Annotated in this window: 15 protein-coding genes and 1 pseudogene; 7 read left to right on the top strand and 9 right to left on the bottom strand. The window is 72.4% G+C overall.

Annotated elements, in window-relative coordinates; genetic code table 11:
- Positions 1-7 precede the first annotated feature (7 nt).
- The 3 genes from A4E84_RS34600 to A4E84_RS34590 all read right to left on the bottom strand — a co-directional run bounded on the left by A4E84_RS34600 (position 8) and on the right by A4E84_RS34590 (position 2,870).
- A complete protein-coding gene (locus A4E84_RS34600; RefSeq protein WP_062930319.1) occupies positions 8-1,222 on the bottom strand; it encodes an acetyl-CoA C-acetyltransferase in 1,215 nt (404 codons plus the stop codon).
- Between the two features lie 11 nt (positions 1,223-1,233).
- On the bottom strand, positions 1,234-2,379 hold the full coding sequence (locus tag A4E84_RS34595) for a CaiB/BaiF CoA transferase family protein (protein WP_062930318.1): 1,146 nt from the start codon (positions 2,377-2,379) through the stop codon (positions 1,234-1,236).
- Between the two features lie 110 nt (positions 2,380-2,489).
- Positions 2,490-2,870 (bottom strand): MmcQ/YjbR family DNA-binding protein, encoded by a 381-nt coding sequence (locus A4E84_RS34590; protein ID WP_062930317.1) that lies wholly within the window; start codon positions 2,868-2,870, stop codon positions 2,490-2,492.
- 91 nt (positions 2,871-2,961) lie between these two features.
- Here A4E84_RS34590 and A4E84_RS34585 point away from each other — a divergent pair, with 91 nt between their 5' ends.
- Positions 2,962-4,140, top strand: coding sequence for a saccharopine dehydrogenase family protein (locus A4E84_RS34585; RefSeq protein ID WP_062930316.1), 1,179 nt, complete (start codon positions 2,962-2,964; stop codon positions 4,138-4,140).
- A gap of 5 nt (positions 4,141-4,145) precedes the next feature.
- Here the strand turns inward: A4E84_RS34585 and mmpA are convergent, their stop codons facing one another.
- On the bottom strand, positions 4,146-4,292 hold the full coding sequence (gene mmpA, locus A4E84_RS43600) for a morphogenic membrane protein MmpA (protein WP_010042861.1): 147 nt from the start codon (positions 4,290-4,292) through the stop codon (positions 4,146-4,148).
- Positions 4,293-4,471: 179 nt separating this feature from the next.
- Between mmpA and A4E84_RS34580 the strand changes: the two genes are divergently transcribed.
- Positions 4,472-4,666 (top strand): hypothetical protein, encoded by a 195-nt coding sequence (locus tag A4E84_RS34580; protein ID WP_062930315.1) that lies wholly within the window; start codon positions 4,472-4,474, stop codon positions 4,664-4,666.
- On the opposite strand, the gene A4E84_RS34575 is transcribed toward A4E84_RS34580, so the two are convergent.
- Positions 4,654-5,346 (bottom strand): endonuclease V, encoded by a 693-nt coding sequence (locus tag A4E84_RS34575; RefSeq protein ID WP_062930314.1) that lies wholly within the window; start codon positions 5,344-5,346, stop codon positions 4,654-4,656. The genes A4E84_RS34580 and A4E84_RS34575 overlap by 13 nt on opposite strands.
- A gap of 62 nt (positions 5,347-5,408) precedes the next feature.
- Between A4E84_RS34575 and A4E84_RS34570 the strand changes: the two genes are divergently transcribed.
- Positions 5,409-5,702 carry a YciI family protein gene (locus tag A4E84_RS34570; protein ID WP_062930313.1) on the top strand — a complete coding sequence of 98 codons (294 nt, stop codon included), beginning with the start codon at positions 5,409-5,411 and terminating at the stop codon, positions 5,700-5,702.
- Positions 5,703-5,715: 13 nt separating this feature from the next.
- Here the strand turns inward: A4E84_RS34570 and A4E84_RS34565 are convergent, their stop codons facing one another.
- On the bottom strand, positions 5,716-6,039 hold the full coding sequence (locus tag A4E84_RS34565; protein ID WP_062930312.1) for a hypothetical protein: 324 nt from the start codon (positions 6,037-6,039) through the stop codon (positions 5,716-5,718).
- A gap of 70 nt (positions 6,040-6,109) precedes the next feature.
- Positions 6,110-7,204: a WD40/YVTN/BNR-like repeat-containing protein gene (locus A4E84_RS34560; protein WP_062930311.1), complete on the bottom strand. Its 1,095-nt coding sequence runs from the start codon at positions 7,202-7,204 to the stop codon at positions 6,110-6,112.
- A 257-nt stretch (positions 7,205-7,461) separates the two neighbouring features.
- Here A4E84_RS34560 and ssgD point away from each other — a divergent pair, with 257 nt between their 5' ends.
- Complete coding sequence (gene ssgD, locus A4E84_RS34555) at positions 7,462-7,878, top strand: spore wall synthesis regulator SsgD (RefSeq protein WP_062930310.1); 417 nt, start codon at positions 7,462-7,464, stop codon at positions 7,876-7,878.
- A gap of 145 nt (positions 7,879-8,023) precedes the next feature.
- Here the strand turns inward: ssgD and A4E84_RS45895 are convergent.
- Positions 8,024-8,113, bottom strand: a pseudogene (locus A4E84_RS45895) (isocitrate lyase/phosphoenolpyruvate mutase family protein); the annotation flags it as partial.
- A gap of 229 nt (positions 8,114-8,342) precedes the next feature.
- A complete protein-coding gene (locus A4E84_RS34545) occupies positions 8,343-8,987 on the bottom strand; it encodes a GOLPH3/VPS74 family protein (protein WP_062930308.1) in 645 nt (214 codons plus the stop codon).
- Between the two features lie 306 nt (positions 8,988-9,293).
- On the opposite strand from A4E84_RS34545, the gene A4E84_RS34540 reads away from it, so the two are divergent.
- From A4E84_RS34540 to A4E84_RS34530, 3 genes are all read left to right on the top strand, one after another.
- The gene (locus tag A4E84_RS34540) at positions 9,294-10,919 is read left to right on the top strand and encodes an ABC-F family ATP-binding cassette domain-containing protein (RefSeq protein ID WP_062930307.1); all 1,626 of its coding nucleotides are present in this window, start codon (positions 9,294-9,296) and stop codon (positions 10,917-10,919) included.
- 10 nt (positions 10,920-10,929) lie between these two features.
- Positions 10,930-13,218 (top strand): ATP-binding cassette domain-containing protein, encoded by a 2,289-nt coding sequence (locus A4E84_RS34535; protein ID WP_062930306.1) that lies wholly within the window; start codon positions 10,930-10,932, stop codon positions 13,216-13,218.
- Positions 13,219-13,469: 251 nt separating this feature from the next.
- On the top strand, positions 13,470-15,848 hold the full coding sequence (locus A4E84_RS34530; RefSeq protein WP_062930305.1) for an Orn/Lys/Arg family decarboxylase: 2,379 nt from the start codon (positions 13,470-13,472) through the stop codon (positions 15,846-15,848).
- The last annotated feature ends 58 nt before the right edge of the window (positions 15,849-15,906 follow it).

Below are 15,906 nucleotides of genomic sequence, written 5' to 3'. Positions count from 1 at the left end.
GAGGGGGTCAGATGCGCTCGACGATGGTGGCGACGCCCATGCCGCCGCCGACGCACAGCGTGGCGAGGCCGTAGCGCTTGTCCTGGCGCTCCAGTTCGTCGACGAGGGTGCCGAGGATCATCGCGCCGGTCGCGCCGAGGGGGTGGCCGAGCGCGATCGCGCCGCCGTTGACGTTGACCTTGTCCAGGGACAGGCCCATGTCCCGCACGAAGCGCAGCACGACCGCCGCGAACGCCTCGTTGATCTCGACGAGGTCGATGTCGTCGATGGTCAGCCCGGCCTTGGCGAGGGCCTTGCGGGTGGCGGGGGCCGGGCCGGTGAGCATGATGGTCGGCTCGGAGCCGGAGACGGCCGCGGAGACGATCCGGGCGCGGGGCGTGAGGCCGTAGCGCTCGCCGACCTCCTTGGAGCCGATCGCGACGAGCGAGGCGCCGTCCACGATGCCGGAGGAGTTGCCCGCGTGGTGGACGTGGTCGATCTTCTCCACCCAGTGGTACTGCTGGAGCGCCACCGCGTCGAAGCCGCCGAGTTCGCCGATGTCCGCGAAGGACGGCTTCAGCTTGGCGAGGGAGTCGGCGGTGGTGCCGGGGCGGGGGAACTCGTCGTGGTCGAGGACGACGAGGCCGCTGCGGTCCTTCACCGGGACGACGGACCTGTCGAAGCGGCCGTCCTTCATCGCGGTGGCGGCCCGCTCCTGGGAGAGGGCCGCGTACTCGTCGACGTCGCGCCGGGAGTAGCCCTCGATGGTGGCGATGAGGTCGGCGCCGATGCCCTGCGGCACGAAGTTGACCTGGAGGTTGGTCATCGGGTCGTTGAACCAGGCGCCGCCGTCGGAGGCCATCGGCACCCGGGACATGGACTCGACGCCGCCCGCGAGGACGAGGTCCTCCCAGCCGGAACGCACCTTGGCGGCGGCCAGGTTGACGGCCTCCAGGCCCGAGGCACAGAAGCGGTTCTCCTGCACACCGGCGACGGTGTCGGGCAGGCCCGCGGCGATGGCGGCGATCCGGGCGATGTCCGAGCCCTGGTCGCCGACCGGGCCGACGACGCCGAGGACGATGTCGTCGACGGCGGCCGGGTCGAGGTCCGGGAACCGGGCGCGGATCTCGTGGATGAGTCCGACGACCAGGTCGATGGGCTTGGTGCCGTGCAGGGCGCCGTTCGCCTTGCCGCGGCCGCGCGGGGTGCGGATCGCGTCGTACACATACGCTTCGGTGCTCACGAGGAGGCCTTTCACTGAGGGTTGCGGGACGACGGGAGCAGCCCGGGGATGTCCCAGTCCCGGGCGACGTCCGCGGTGTCGGCGCCCGGCCGGGCCGGGCCGGTGCGGACGGAGGTCGGGGTCGCGGAGAAGCGGGGGGCCGGGGCGGGCTGGGTGATGCCGCCGTGGTCGGTGAAGGTGCCGCGGGCGGCCAGGTGCGGGTGGTGCGGGGCCTCGCGCAGTGACAGCACGGGCGCCACGCAGGCGTCGGTGCCGTCGAAGACGGCCGTCCACTCGTCCCTGGTGCGGCTCTTGAAGCGGGCGGCGACTTCTTCGCGCAGTTCACCCCACCGGGCGACGTCCTTGCGCGCCGCGGCCCGGTCCTCGACGCCGAGGAGGGCGAGGAACTCCGCGTAGAACTGCGGTTCCAGGGCGCCGACGGCCATGTACCGGCCGTCGGCCGTCTCGTACGTGCCGTAGTACGGGCAGCCGCCGTCCAGGAGGTTGGCGCCGCGGCGGTCCTGCCAGCCGCCGGCGGCGAGCATGCCGTGGATCATCGTCGAGAGGTGGGCGGTGCCGTCGACGATGGCGGCGTCCACGACCTGGCCGGTGCCGGTCGCGCGCGCGTGGTGGAGGGCGGCGAGGACGCCGACGACGAGGTAGAGGGAGCCGCCCGCGTAGTCGCCGAGCAGGTTGGCCGGGACCGCCGGCGGCTCGTCCGGGCGGCCGATCATGCCGAGGGTGCCGGTGGGGGCGATGTACGCGATGTCGTGCCCGGCGCGCTGCGCGAGCGGGCCGTCCTGGCCCCAGCCGGTCATCCTGCCGTAGACGAGGCGGGGGTTGCGGGCGTGGCAGGGCTCGGGGCCCACGCCGAGGCGCTCGGCGACGCCGGGGCGGTAGCCCTCGACGAGGATGTCGGCGCGGGCGGTGAGGTCGAGCACCCGCTCCGGGCCGTCGGGGGCCTTCAGGTCGACGACCACCGAACGCTTGTTGCGGTTGGTGACGTCGCAGGCCGGGTCGATCGCGAGTCCGGGGCCGCCCGGGCGGTCCACGCGCACGACGTCGGCGCCGAGGTCGGCCAGGAGCATGGCGGCGAACGGGCCGGGCCCGATGCCGGCCAGCTCGACGACGCGCACGCCGGAGAGCGGGCCGTGTCCTGGCGTCCTTGCCGTGGTCATCCAGCCCCCAGTGCTGTGACACAACTGATGTAACACCAGTGATGCTAAGAACGTGTTCCACTCGGCACAAGCCCTGAACGAGCAAGCGCTTAGCAATCTGCCGGACGAGGTCAGTGCCCGTCCAGCACGACTATCAGCCGCTTCGGGGCGATCACCCGGTAGCTCTCCTCCACCCAGTCGCAGAGCACCTCGGCGGCCGGGGCGCCCTGCTGCTCCAGAGGGACGTACACCCAGCCCGCCTTGCCCAGGCCGTATCCGGCGGGCTCGGCGCCGGGGCAGGCCAGCGCGTGCGCATGTGCCGTCTCGTCCTTGAGCTTCACCGTCACCCCCAGGGGGTAACCGCCGTCCTGGACGCCGAGGAAGACGAACACCTTCTTGTTGACCTTCGCGACGGACTCGCCCCAGGGGAACTCCTCGACGGCATCCGGCAGCCCCAGTGCGAACGCGCGCACTTTCTCCCACTTCTTCAGGGCATTCCTGGGCACGGCCATCGTGGTCCTCCGGGCTCGTCGTCGGGCTCCGCACCCCTCACGCTAGCCTCGGCCACCGACAGCGGCACGGGCTGCACGACCGAGGGGTGTCATGAGCAGGCAAAGCAGGACGGACCGTCCGTACGACATCGTGCTCTTCGGAGCGACCAGTTTCGCCGGGGCGCTCACCGCGGAGTACCTGGCCGCCCACGCGCCCGAGGGGCTGCGCTGGGCGATCGCGGGCCGCAACGCCGGGAAGCTGGAGCGGCTGCGGGAACGGCTGCCCGTCGGCACCGGGGTGGGGGTGCTGCGCGCGGACGTCTCCGACCCGGCCTCGCTGCGCGACCTCGCGGAGCACGCGCGCGTGGTGGCCACGACCGTCGGCCCGTACGTGACCTACGGCGAGGAACTCGTCGCCGCCTGCGCGGACGCCGGAACGGACTACCTCGACCTGTGCGGCGAGCCCGAGTTCGTGGACCTGATGTACGTCCGGCACGACGCCCGCGCCCGGGAGACCGGGGCGCGGCTGGTCCACGCCGCCGGGTTCGACTCCATCCCGCACGATTTGGGCGTGTACTTCACCGTGCAGCAGCTGCCGGAGGACGTGCCGTTGAGCGTCGAGGGCTTCGTGACCGCCGACGGGGCGTTCTCGGGCGGGACCTTCGCCTCCGCACTGGGCCAGTTCGCGCGGCAGCGGGAGATGGCGGCCGCAGCCCGGGACCGGCGGCGGCACGAACCGCGGCTGGTGGGCCGGCGGACGTCGGCCCCGCTGGGCGGTCCGCGGTTCGCCAAGGAGGTCGGCGCGTGGGCGCTGCCGATGCCGACCATCGACCCGCAGATCGTGCGGCGCTCGGCGTCGGCCCTCGACCGGTACGGGCCCGACTTCCGCTACCGGCAGTACGCGGCCGTCCGGCACCTGCCGGTCGCCGTGGGCGGGGTCGCGGCGGTCGGCGCGCTGGTCGCGGCGGCCCAGGTGCCGCCCGCGCGGCGCTGGTTGTCGGACCGGCTGAAGCCCGGGGACGGGCCGAGCCCAGAGAAGCGGGCGAAGAGCTGGTTCTCCGTGCGCTTCGTGGGTGAGGGCGGCGGCAAGCGGGTGTACACGGAGGTCTCGGGCGGCGACCCCGGCTACGACGAGACGGCCAAGATGTTGGCCGAGTCCGCGCTGTGCCTGGCCTTCGACGACCTGCCGAAGACGGCGGGCCAGGTCACCACGGCGGCGGCGATGGGCAACGCGCTGATCGACCGGCTGCGCGCGGCGGGCATCCGCTTCCGCGTCGTGTCGGCCCGCTGAAGGTCCTACAGCGGCCACTCGGCGATGGTGTAGATCATCCCGGCGATCCAGCCGAGCCCGGCCAGCACGGCGAGGATCAGCCCTATGGTGACGGCCCGCTCGACGGTCTGGGTCGGGCCGGCAACTGGCTTGGGGGCGCGGTGCGTCGTCATGCGCCCCAGCCTGCCGACGGGCGGGGTGGGCGGGCATCCGTACAGGTACTCAGAGCCGGTACTCAGATCGCGCCGCCCGCACCGCCCCGGCCGGCTCCCCGACTTGAGGCTTTACGCACTCCGGCCTCGGCGGAAGCTCCAGAAGTGCCAAGAAGGAGTTCAATGAAACCATTGAAGGCATGAAGTTCCTTCTCGAAGTCACCATGGACGACGCGGCGTTGGCGAAGGATCCGGCCGGCGAGCTGGGCCGGATCCTGAGGTACTGGGGCGGCAATCTCCGGCACTACGCGCTCGGCCCCGGGGACGGGGCGGCCATTTACGACTCGGAGTACCGGGAGGTGGGCCGCTGGCACGTGGCCGATCAGACGGGGTAGGCCTCCCGCAGCGCCCTCCGGCACAACGCGTCCGCCCTGCGCGTGGTCTCCGGGAGGCGGTACTCGGGGGTCAGCGCGAGGGTGTGCGCACAGGCGTTGTCCAGCGTCACCCGGTGGCCGGCGGACACGAAGACCGGCTTGACGCCGTCCCGGGTGCGCAGGGCGCGGCCGACCTCCTCGGAGCCGGCGAGCAGCGGAGAGGTGCTGCCGCGCGGGGTGTCCGGGTCGTCGTGGGTGAAGGCGAACGGGTTCTTGGCGACGCCGATCGTGGGCAGGCCGGTCAGGACGCCGAGGTGGCTGGCGAGGCCGAAGCGGCGGGGGTGGGCGAGGCCGTAGCCGTCGCAGACGACCAGGCCGGGAGGGCAGGGCAGGGCGTCGAGGGCGGCGAGGACCGTGGGGATCTCTCGGAACGCGAGCAGCCCGGGCACGTAGGGGAAGGAGACCCGGCCCACGGCCGTGGCCTCGGTGACGACTTCGAGGCTCGACGCGTCCAGCACGACCGCCGCCGCGGCGACGACGTCCCGTTCGTCGTCGTACGCCACGTCGACCCCGGTCACCCGGCCTGTTCCGGGCGGCGGTCCGGGTTCGTGGAGGATGACGCGCTCGCGCAGTGCGTCCTGGACGGCGCGGGCCTGTTCCTCGGTGGCGGGCCAGTCTTCGGGGATGCGTACGGTCGTCATGGTGGCCCGAGCCTAAGGGCTTCCCGGTGGTGGGCCGGATGCCCGGGGGTAGGCTCCCGGTCATGTTCGTGCTGGAGCTGGCATACACCGCCCCGCTGGAAGCCGTCGACGCCGTGCTGGAGGAGCATGTGGTCTGGCTCGACGAGCAGTACCGGCAGGGGGTCTTCCTCGCGTCCGGGCGCAAGAACCCCCGCGACGGCGGGGTGATCATCGCCGTCGCGGGGGATCGAGCGCGGATCGAGGAGATCACCGCGGAGGACCCGTTCGTCACCGCGGGCGTGTGCGCGTACCGCGTCACCGAGTTCACGGCGACGAAGACGGCGCCCGCGCTGGAGGCCTACCGGGAGACCCTCTGAGGCGGCGTCCGGCTCACTTGCCCAGTGCGCGCTGCAACTGGCTCTTGTTCATGCTGGAACGGCCCTCGACGCCCTTGCGCTTGGCCTCCTGGTACAGCTGGTCGTAGGTGGGGCCCTGGGAGCCCTGCCCCGACCGCTGGCCACCGCGCTTGCCGGACGACATGTCCTTCGTGGAGGTACGGCTGGCCGTCTTCGACTCGCCGGAGCGGGCGCGTTCCTTGTTCACCGTCCGGGCGGCGATCTCCTTGGCGCGGCCGGTGCTCTCGCCCCGGTCCTTCGCGCTTTCCTTGATGTGCTCGTACTGGCGCTCCCGCTTGGAGCTCGAACCGCGTGGCATTCTCGCTCACTTCCTTTCACGATCAGTGAACGAGTACCCACCCTGCCAACGATCAGGGCCCCCCGCATGCTCAGTGCTCCAGGCGGGCAACCCGGCCCTTCTCGCCGGCGGCCCAGCACCCGTGGTCCGGGGTGCAGTCGACGGTGTCGTAGGAGCCGGTGTCGACGGTCCGCCAGGTGCGGCCGGCGTTCGTGGTGAGGTCGGTGCCGGTGGGGCCGACGGCGAGGGCAGCGGTGTGGCTGTGCGGGAGCCAGGCCACGCCGGAGCGGTAGGCGGGCGGAGGCGTGGCCGCCGGGCGCCAGGTGCGTCCGCCGTCGGAGGTCCGCGCGGCGGCACGCGGCGAGGGCTGGTCGGGCCGGTAGTCGCCGCCGACGGCGAGGCCCCGGGTGCGGTCGCGGAAGGCGAGCGCGAAGACGCCGCGGGCCGGGTCGCCCGCCGGGAGGGGCGTGTCGGTGGCCGTCCAGGTGCGTCCCCGGTCGGCGGAGTGCAGCACCCGCGCGCGGGCGGCCCCGCCGGTGGCGAGCCAGACGTCCTTCGGCCCGGACGTCACCAGGCACTGGCCGCTCGCCGCGAAACCGGCCTCGCCCTCCTGCGCGGTCGGGATGCCCTCGTCCGGCAGCACCTTCCAGGTCCGGCCGCCGTCACCGGTGGACAGGATGCGGAACTTCCCGTCCACCGGGTCGCTCATGGCGAGGCCGTGGCGGTGGTCGAAGAAGGCGAGGCAGTCGTAGAACGCCTTGGGGTCGGTGTTGCGGAAGGACTCCGTCCAGGTCGTTCCGCCGTCGTCGGTGCGGTAGACCCGGGACGCCTCGCCCTCGCCGATGGCCAGGACCACGGCCCGGCGGGCGTCGAACGCCTCGACGTCCCGGAACTGCAACTCCCCCGCGCCGGGCGGTGAGACGTTCCGCCAGGTCGCCCCGGCGTCGGTGGTGCGCAGGACGGTGCCGCCGGTCCCGGCGACCCAGGCAGTGGTCCGGCTGACTGCGGCGAGGCCCCGGAACCGTGTCTCCGGGGTGTCGGTGTCCTTGAGTTCCCAGTGCGGAACCCGGCGATCCGGTTCGTGCGCCTGTGCCGGTACGGCGGTCAGGGCCGCCAGTGCCGCCGCACAGGCCGCCATCGCGGTCGCCCTGCTGCGTGTTCGTCCCGTCCGTCGCGTGCTGCCCATGCGCCTCATGGCGGGGGAAGCTAGCCCACCGCCCGGGTGCCGTCCAGATGGCCTCACCGGCCCTCCGAGTGGTGCGGCGGGTGCCACAAGTGCCCTTCGGGGCACACGAGGAGAGCCACGTCACTCTGGTGCATGAACGCGGTGACAGAGGTCACTCGCATTTCGTGTGCACGGATTGGCTGATTCCGTCGTCTCTTCCAGTGCCCGGCCTCATCCGCCCGGAAGTGTCCGTCCAGCCGTCACAAGGGAGCAAGGCGTTGTCCATCGTCATCGAGCAGCCCGTGGAGGCCCGCCTCGTCGCCGCCGCGCCGCGTATGCCGAGCATTCCCGCGACGCTGCACTACGACCGGCGTGATCCTTTCGCCGTCCGCATGACCTTCCCCGCCCCGGCCACGCTGGAGGGCGTCGAGGTCTGCTGGACCTTCTCCCGCGAGCTGCTCGCCGCGGGCCAGAAGAACGCCGAGGGACACGGCGACGTGCGCGTGCGGCCCTACGGCTACGACCGCACCGTGCTGGAGTTCCACGCCCCCGAGGGCACCGCCGTGGTCCACGTCCGCTCCAGCGAGATCCGCCGGTTCCTGGAAGCCACGAGCGAGCTCGTGCCCGTCGGTCTGGAGCACCTCCAGCTGGATCTGGACGACGGTCTCGCCGAGCTGATGCGGGACGCGTGCTGAGCTGACGGGCCTGTTCGACAAGGGCGTTGACCTCACCGTGGGCGAGCGCGTCGGTCAGCGAGCCGTAGGTCCCGCGGTCCGGCGGCTCCCGAGCGGCCCGGCGGACCAGGGCGTGGGCGGCCTGGGCGATCCCCGAGCCGACGCCGATGCGGGCGACGCCCAGGGCGGCCAGGTCGGCGACCGGGGGTGCGCCGGGGCCGGCCACGACGTTCAGCGGTCCGTCGACGCCGTTCACGAGTTCCTTCACGGTTCCCGGGTCGACGGCCCCGGGGCGAAGATCCCGGCGGCGCCGGCCGCGCGGTAGGCGGCCGCCCGCTCCAGGGTGAGGTCCTCCCCCACTGCCCGAAAGGCGTGGGAGGTGCCCCCCGGCCCCGCTCAGGAAGGTGTCGATCCGGCGTCGACGAACAGCGGCACACCCGCCGCGTCGGCCGGACGGGGTCAAGCCTGATCGGCCCTGGCGGATGTCAGGGCGGGGACGCCACCGCTGCCCCGGCCGTCACCGCCGTGCTCAGCTCGCGCACGATCCCGCGCAGCCCGGGCGTCGCCGCCGCGGCCCTTTCGGTCAGCTCCTCGGCGCGCCGGCCGGGAGTGCTCTCGCGCAGGAGGCCGGCCGCGGCGGCGAGGACGGCGAGCGCGGCGTCCCGCTCGGAGATCCCGGCGACCGGCAGCGGCCCGCGCAGGACCTGCCGGGTCTCCTCCCTCAGCACCTCCACGGCAGCCTTGCGCTCCAGCGCGTACTCCACGGACGGGAACACACCGAGGACCCGTCTCTTCTCCGCCCGCAGATACCCCTCCGCCACCAGTTGCTCCCGTACGGCGTCGAGGGTCCCCCGAGCCCGCAGCGTCACCCAGGTCCGCCAGGGGTGCGGGCACGACTCGCGGACGAGTTCGAGCAGCCCGTCGAGAACCGCGTCCCCCGTGCTCGTGTCCAGGTCGGCCGGTGTGGCGATGCCGTCCTCGTCGGTGAGCAGGCCGCGACGGGCCAGCTCGACGAGGGCGCCGGCCCGGACCGGTCCGGGCCGGTGGGCGGCGCCGCCGGCTGCCGGCCGCGCGGCGTCCCAGGCCAGCAGGCAGAGCCGGGCGGGCAGCGTGAGCGGGCCGTTGGGCACGGGGCCTCCTCGGGGCCGGGAGATCGGGCTCCACGTTAATTCGTTGACAGCCTCAGAGCGCCCTCGTACGGTTTGAAGCGTCCCTGTTGCCGCCGATTGGAGAAGGACGTTGCTCGTCTGAGGTCCTGAGACACCGCGTCACACCCGACTGGTGTGCGCTGCGTGCGACCTCGGCGTTCGAGCCGTCCTCCGGTGCGGGGCATTTTTCATGTCCGTGGTGTGCCATGGAGCCTCCCCCCCCTGGTCGCAGGTGTCTCGACACGCGTTTGCCCCTGACCGCTTCGAGCAACCGCGAGTGAGGCCCCCATGTCTGCTTCCATCACCGTGACATCCCTCTCGTTCACCTGGCCTGACGGCAGCCCCGTCTTCGAGGGCCTGGACGTCGCGTTCGGCCCCGGCCGGACCGGCCTGGTCGGCATCAACGGGTCGGGAAAATCAACTCTGTTGAGGCTGGTCGCCGGTGATCTCGCACCGGCCGACGGCACCGTCCGCGTGGCCGGCGAGGTCGGCTACCTCCCGCAGAACGTCACGCTCGACACCACCCTGCGCGTCGACGAGGCCCTCGGCATCGCCGAACAGCGCGCCGCCCTGCACGCCATCGAGGCCGGCGACGTCTCCGAGACCCACTTCGACACCGTCGGCGACGATTGGGACGTGGAGGAGCGCGCCCTGGCCACGCTCGGCGAACTCGGCCTCGGGCACGTCGAGTTGGACCGCACCATCGGTGAGGTGTCGGGCGGCGAGTCGGTGCTGCTGCGCCTGGCCGCACTGCTGCTGCGCGGTCCCGACGTGCTGCTGCTCGACGAGCCGACCAACAACCTCGACCTGTACGCCCGCAGGCGGCTGTACGCGGCCGTCCAGTCCTGGCCTGGTGTGATGATCGTCGTCAGCCACGACCGTGAACTGCTGGACCTCGTCGACCAGATCGCCGATCTGCGCTCCGGGGAGATCACCTGGTACGGCGGCAACTACTCCCTCTACGAGGAGGCCCTGGAGATCGAGCAGGAGGCGGCCGAGCGCATGGTGCGCGTCGCCGAGGCCGACTTCCGCAAACAGAAACGCGAACTGACCGACGCCCAGGTCAAGCTGGCCCGTCGCAAGCGGTACGGGCAGAAGATGTGGGACAGCAAGCGCGAGCCGAAGATCGTCATGGGGGCTCGCAAACGCGCGGCCCAGGAGTCCGCGGGCAAGCACCGCATCATGCACGAGGAGAAGCTCGCCGAGGCCAAGGAGCGGCTGGACGACGCGGTGGAGGCGGTCCGGGACGACGACGAGATCCGCGTGGATCTGCCGTACACGGCCGTGCCGCCGGGGCGTACCGTCCTCACGCTGCAGGATCTCGGGCTCCGCTACGGCGCCCGGGTGAAGGGCGGCCTGGAGCTGCGCGGCCCCGAGCGGGTCGCGCTGATCGGGCGCAACGGCGCGGGCAAGACCACACTGCTGCGCACCATCGCCGGGGAGCTCGCCCCGGAGGCGGGCGAGGTACGGGCGCACGTCCCGCTGCGGTTCCTGCCGCAGCGGCTCGACGTCCTCGACGGCGAGCGGACCGTCGCCGAGAACGTGGCCCGGTACGCGCCGGGCGCCACCAACAACCGGGTCCGGGCCCGGCTGGCGCGCTTCCTGTTCCGGGGCGCCCGCGCCGACCAGAAGGCGGCGACGCTGTCCGGCGGCGAACGCTTCCGGGCGGCGCTGGCCGCGCTGATGCTGGCGGAGCCCGCGCCGCAGCTGCTGATGCTGGACGAGCCGACCAACAACCTCGACATGGCGAGCGTCCGGCAGCTCACCACGGCTCTGGAGTCGTACGAGGGGGCACTGGTCGTGGCCAGTCACGACCTGCCGTTCCTGGAGTCGATCGGCATCACGCGATGGCTGTTGCTGGAGGAGGGAGAACTGCGGGAAATCACGCCAGAGGCTGTCTGGTTTTCCGCCTAGCGTCGGCGGCATGACCGACTTCGCACACGATGCCATCACCCTGACCGGAGCACGCGAGAACAACCTCAAGGACGTCACCCTGCGCATCCCGAAAGGCCGGCTGACCGTGTTCACCGGCGTTTCGGGGTCGGGGAAGTCGTCCGTCGTCTTCGACACGATCGCGGTGGAGTCGCAGCGCCAGCTGAACGAGACCTACCCCTGGTTCGTCCGCAACCGGCTGCCCAAGTTCGAGCGGCCGCACGCGGACGGCCTGGAGGCCCTCACGCCGGCGATCGTCGTCGACCAGCGGCAGGTCGGCGGCCACTCCCGGTCGACCGTCGGCACCATGACCGACGTCTACTCGGTGATCCGGGTGCTGTTCTCCCGGTACGGCACCCCGAGCGCCGGACCGGCGACGGCGTACTCGTTCAACGACCCGTCGGGCATGTGCCCCGGGTGCGACGGCCTCGGCCGGGCGGTACGGCCCGACTGGGACCGCATTGTGGACCCGGACCGTTCCCTCGCCGAAGGGGCGGTCCGCTTCCCGCCGTTCGCCGCCGGGACCTGGCAGGGGCAGACGTACACCAACAGCGCCGACCTCGACCCGGACAAGCCGGTGGGACGGTTCACGGCCGCCGAGCGGGAGTTCCTGATGCGCGGGCGGCCCGGCAGCAAGGTCAACGTCAGCGGCACGGGCGGCACCTGGACCACGGAGTACGAGGGGCTGGCCGTCCGCTTCGAACGGCTGTACCTGAAGCGGGATCTGTCGGCCATGAGCCAGAAGACCCGGGAGCTGGTGAGCGCGTTCCTGGTGGAGGGCACCTGCCCGGACTGCCGCGGAGCACGTCTCAACGCGGCGGCCCTGGCGACCCGGATCAACGGCCGGTCGATCGCCGACTGCACCCGCATGCAGGTCACCGACCTGATCGCCGTGCTGAAGGAGATCGACGACGCGGTGGCGGGGCCGATCGCCTCGGCCGCAGTGGCCGCGCTGGAGCGCATCGAGGCGATCGGCCTCGGCTACCTCAGCCTCGACCGGGAGACGGCCACGCTGAGCGGCGGCGAGGGGCAGCGGCTGAAGACGGTGCGGCACCTCGGCTCCAGCCTGACCGGCATGACGTACATCTTCGACGAGCCGAGCGTCGGCCTGCACCCGCGGGACGTGGGCCGTCTCGGCGACCTGCTGCTGAGGCTGCGCGACAAGGGCAACACGGTGCTGGTCGTCGAGCACGACCCGGACGTCATCGCGCTGGCCGACCACGTCGTCGACATGGGCCCGGGCGCCGGAGCCGGGGGCGGCACGGTGGTCTTCGAGGGGACTCCGGAGGAACTGGCCGTGTCCGGCACGCTCACCGGGCGCTGCCTGCGCACGCGCACGGCGGTCAAGGACGAGGTGCGGGAGCCCGGCGGCGAGCTGTGGGTCAAGGGTGCGGACCGGCACAACCTGCGGGACGTGACCGTGCGTTTCCCGGCCGGTGTGCTCACGGCGGTGACCGGCGTCGCGGGGTCGGGGAAGAGCACCCTGGTCCGGGAGTTCACCGCGGCGCACGAGGAGGCCGTGGTCGTCGACCAGTCGTCGATCGGCATCTCGGGCCGCTCCACCCCGGCGACGTACCTGGGGATCATGGACATGGTCCGGAAGATCTTCGCCCGGGAGACGGGGGCCGGGGCGGGCCTGTTCAGCTTCAACTCCGGCGGGGCCTGCGGCACCTGCGAGGGCCGGGGCGTCATCCACACCGACCTCGCCTTCATGGACCCCGTGAGGACGACCTGCCACGACTGCGAGGGGCGGCGCTTCAAGGAGGAGGTGCTGCGGCTGACGGTGCAGGGCAGTTCCGTCGCCGACGTCCTGGAGATGACGGCCGAACAGGCACTCGACTTCTTCGACGACACGGGCGTACGGCGCCGGCTGCGCGCCCTGCGGGACGTCGGCCTCACCTATCTGACGCTCGGCCAGCCCCTCTCCACACTCTCCGGAGGTGAACGGCAGCGCATCAAGCTGGCCACGCGGCTGCACCGCACGGGCGCGGTCTACGTGCTCGACGAACCGACGACCGGCCTGCACATGGCGGACGTGGCAGGTCTCGTCGCCCTGCTGGACCGGCTGGCCGACGCGGGCAACACGGTCGTCGTCGTCGAGCACAACCTCGACGTGATCGCCCGCGCCGACTGGGTGATCGACCTCGGCCCGGACGGCGGCCGGGCCGGAGGCGAGATCGTCTTCGAGGGCACACCGCGCCAACTCCTGGCGGCCGAGGGATCGTTCACCGGAGAGCATCTGCGGCGGGCAGTCCGGGCGGACGTCATCGCGCCGGCGTGAGCTCCCCGGTGAGCGGCACGCCCGGGTGAGCGCTGTTGCTGACGACGGCGAGGCGGGCGCCGCGGGGAGATCTGCAAGACGGTTGATCGGGTACTCCGACGGGATACCGACGGCGCGGGCGTTGACACGTCAAGGAGCGGACCGCGCCGTGCACCGACGGGGTGGTTTGACCGCCCACAGGCCGACGATGCGTGCGGGCCCGCGAACACTGGAGGAGGAGGTGGCGCGGGCCACCGGCGAGGGGGATCGGCATGGCCGAGGGCACGGTTCTGGTGGCGGTGGCGGAGCGTCCGGAGGACGGGGGCGCCACCGCCGGACAGTTGACGCGCATCGCGGAGGGGATCCGGGCGCGCGGTTTACAGGTCCGTCGGGTGGTGAGCGTCGCCGATGCCGAGGCGGTGCTCAGGACGGAGGCCGGTCTGGCCGCCGCGGTGGTCGCCTGGGACCTTCCGTCCGCGACCGGGGACGGGCCGGGTGGTGCGACCGTGCTGCGCCGGATCGGGCGCCGGTTCCAGAACCTGCCCGTTTTCCTGGTGATGGCCGACGACGGGCTGCGCGAGCTGCCCTTGTGGGTGTCGCAGTCGGTGGTGGGCTATGTGTGGCCGCTGGAGGACACGCCCGCGTTCCTCGCCGGGCGGATCACCACGGCCGCGCGCGCCTACCAGGACGCGCTGCTCCCGCCGTTCTTCAAGGCGCTGCGGCGCTTCGACGACGCGCACGAGTACTCGTGGCACACCCCGGCGCACTCCGGGGGTGTCGCCTTCCTCAAGTCGCCCGTGGGCCGGGCGTTCCACGACTACTTCGGGGAGCGGCTGCTGCGCAGCGACCTGTCGATCTCGGTGGAGGAGCTCGGCTCGCTGTTCGAGCACACCGGCCCGATCGGCGAGGCGGAACGCAACGCCGCCCGGGTCTTCGGCTCCGCGCACACGTACTTCGTCCTGCACGGCGACTCCACCTGCAACCGTCTGGTCGGCCACTTCAGCGTCACCCGCGACGAGATCGCCCTGGTGGACCGCAACTGCCACAAGTCCGTCCTGCACGGTCTGGTCGTCTCCGGCGCGCGACCGGTGTACCTGGTCCCCACCCGTAACGGCTACGGTCTCGCCGGGCCCTTGCCGCCGGCCGAGATCGCGGCGGAATCGGTGGCGGCGCGGATCGCCGCGAACCCACTGTCGGCGGACGCCGTGTCGTCCCGTGCCCAGTACGCGGTGTTCACCAACTCCACGTACGACGGGCTGTGTTACGACGCGGTGGCGGCGGCCCGGGCGTTCGCCGACGGCACCCCCCGGCTGCACTTCGACGAGGCGTGGTTCGCGTACGCCCGCTTCCATCCGCTCTACGCCGGCCGCTACGGCATGTCGGTGGACGAGGATGCCTTCCCCGGCCCCGACCGGCCGACTGTCTTCGCGACCCAGTCCACCCACAAGCTGCTGGCGGCACTGTCTCAGGGCGCCATGGTGCACGTCCGGCCCGCGCCGCGGGCGCCGGTGGAGCACGACCAGTTCAACGAGGCGCTGATGATGCACGGCACGACGTCGCCGCTGTACCCGATGATCGCCTCACTGGACGTGGCCACGGCGATGATGGACGGCCCGCAGGGGCAGTGGCTGGTCGACGAGGCGGTGACCGAGGCGGTCCGGTTCCGCCAGGAGATGGTGCGCATCGGACGCAGGATCAAGGCCGCCGGTGACCGGCCGCCCTGGTTCTTCGGGGTGTGGCAGCCGACCGAGGTGCAGGATCCCGCGAGCGGGAAACTCCTGCCCTTCGACGAGGCCCCGGCGGAGCTGCTGCGGACCGAGCCGTCCTGCTGGCACCTCGCGCCCGACGGGGACTGGCACGGCTTCCCCGGGCTGACCGACGGCTACTGCATGCTCGACCCGATCAAGGTCACCCTGACCTGCCCGGGGCTGGACGCGACGGGGGTGATGTCCGACCGCGGCATCCCGGCCCGCGTGCTGACCGCCTATCTGACCACGCGTGGCATCGTCGTCGAGAAGACCGACAGCTACACCACCCTGGTGCTGTTCTCCATGGGCATCACGAAGGGCAAGTGGGGCACGCTGCTGGACGCCCTCATGGACTTCAAGGACCTCTACGACAGTGACGCCCCGCTCGACCGTGTGCTGCCCGCGCTGGTCGCGGAGCACCCGCGGCGTTATGCCGGGCTGACGCTGCGCGAGCTGTGCCAGGAGATGCACGACCATCTGCGCGAGGCCCGCCTGGTCGAACTCCTCGACACCGCCTTCCAGCACCTGCCGGAGCCCGTCGCACCGCCCCAGACGTGCTACCAGCGCCTGATCCGCGGCGGCACGGAACGGATCCGCCTGGCGGACGCGCCGGGCCGGGTCGCCGCGGCGATGGTCACGGTGACGCCGCCCGGCATCCCGGTCCTCATGCCGGGCGAGAGCGTCGGAGAGGCGGACGGCCCCCTGCTCCGCTACCTCGGCGCCCTGGAGTCCTTCGACCGCCGGTTCCCCGCTTTCGGCAGCGAGACCCACGGGGTGACCCGCGACCCCGACACGGGCGACTACCTGATCGAGTGCCTGCGCCCGGACGAGCAGCAGGACGCCGCCGACGCGGTGACGCCGGGACAGCGGCGAGGCTTGGAGGGGGCTGGATCTGTGGGGTGAGTTGAGAGGGGGCGCGGGGGCGACGGGTGGCGTGCGGGCGGTCGGCCGGGGGCTGGCG

This window comes from Streptomyces qaidamensis (genome assembly GCF_001611795.1).
GTDB classification, from domain to species: Bacteria; Actinomycetota; Actinomycetes; order Streptomycetales; family Streptomycetaceae; genus Streptomyces; species Streptomyces qaidamensis.
This window is presented reverse-complemented; position numbering and strand designations above follow the sequence as displayed.

Excerpts from the sequence above, each read along its gene's own strand:
- A4E84_RS34595 (WP_062930318.1), bottom strand. The coding sequence starts at position 2,379 with ATGACCACGGCAAGGACGCCAGGACACGGCCCGCTCTCCGGCGTGCGC.
- A4E84_RS34575 (WP_062930314.1), bottom strand. The coding sequence starts at position 5,346 with ATGACGACCGTACGCATCCCCGAAGACTGGCCCGCCACCGAGGAACAG.
- A4E84_RS34590 (WP_062930317.1), bottom strand. The coding sequence starts at position 2,870 with ATGGCCGTGCCCAGGAATGCCCTGAAGAAGTGGGAGAAAGTGCGCGCG.
- A4E84_RS34540 (WP_062930307.1), top strand. The coding sequence starts at position 9,294 with ATGTCTGCTTCCATCACCGTGACATCCCTCTCGTTCACCTGGCCTGAC.
- mmpA (WP_010042861.1), bottom strand. The coding sequence starts at position 4,292 with ATGACGACGCACCGCGCCCCCAAGCCAGTTGCCGGCCCGACCCAGACC.
- A4E84_RS34535 (WP_062930306.1), top strand. The coding sequence starts at position 10,930 with ATGACCGACTTCGCACACGATGCCATCACCCTGACCGGAGCACGCGAG.
- A4E84_RS34530 (WP_062930305.1), top strand. The coding sequence starts at position 13,470 with ATGGCCGAGGGCACGGTTCTGGTGGCGGTGGCGGAGCGTCCGGAGGAC.
- A4E84_RS34580 (WP_062930315.1), top strand. The coding sequence starts at position 4,472 with ATGAAGTTCCTTCTCGAAGTCACCATGGACGACGCGGCGTTGGCGAAG.
- A4E84_RS34565 (WP_062930312.1), bottom strand. The coding sequence starts at position 6,039 with ATGCCACGCGGTTCGAGCTCCAAGCGGGAGCGCCAGTACGAGCACATC.
- A4E84_RS34560 (WP_062930311.1), bottom strand. The coding sequence starts at position 7,204 with ATGGGCAGCACGCGACGGACGGGACGAACACGCAGCAGGGCGACCGCG.
- A4E84_RS34585 (WP_062930316.1), top strand. The coding sequence starts at position 2,962 with ATGAGCAGGCAAAGCAGGACGGACCGTCCGTACGACATCGTGCTCTTC.
- A4E84_RS34570 (WP_062930313.1), top strand. The coding sequence starts at position 5,409 with ATGTTCGTGCTGGAGCTGGCATACACCGCCCCGCTGGAAGCCGTCGAC.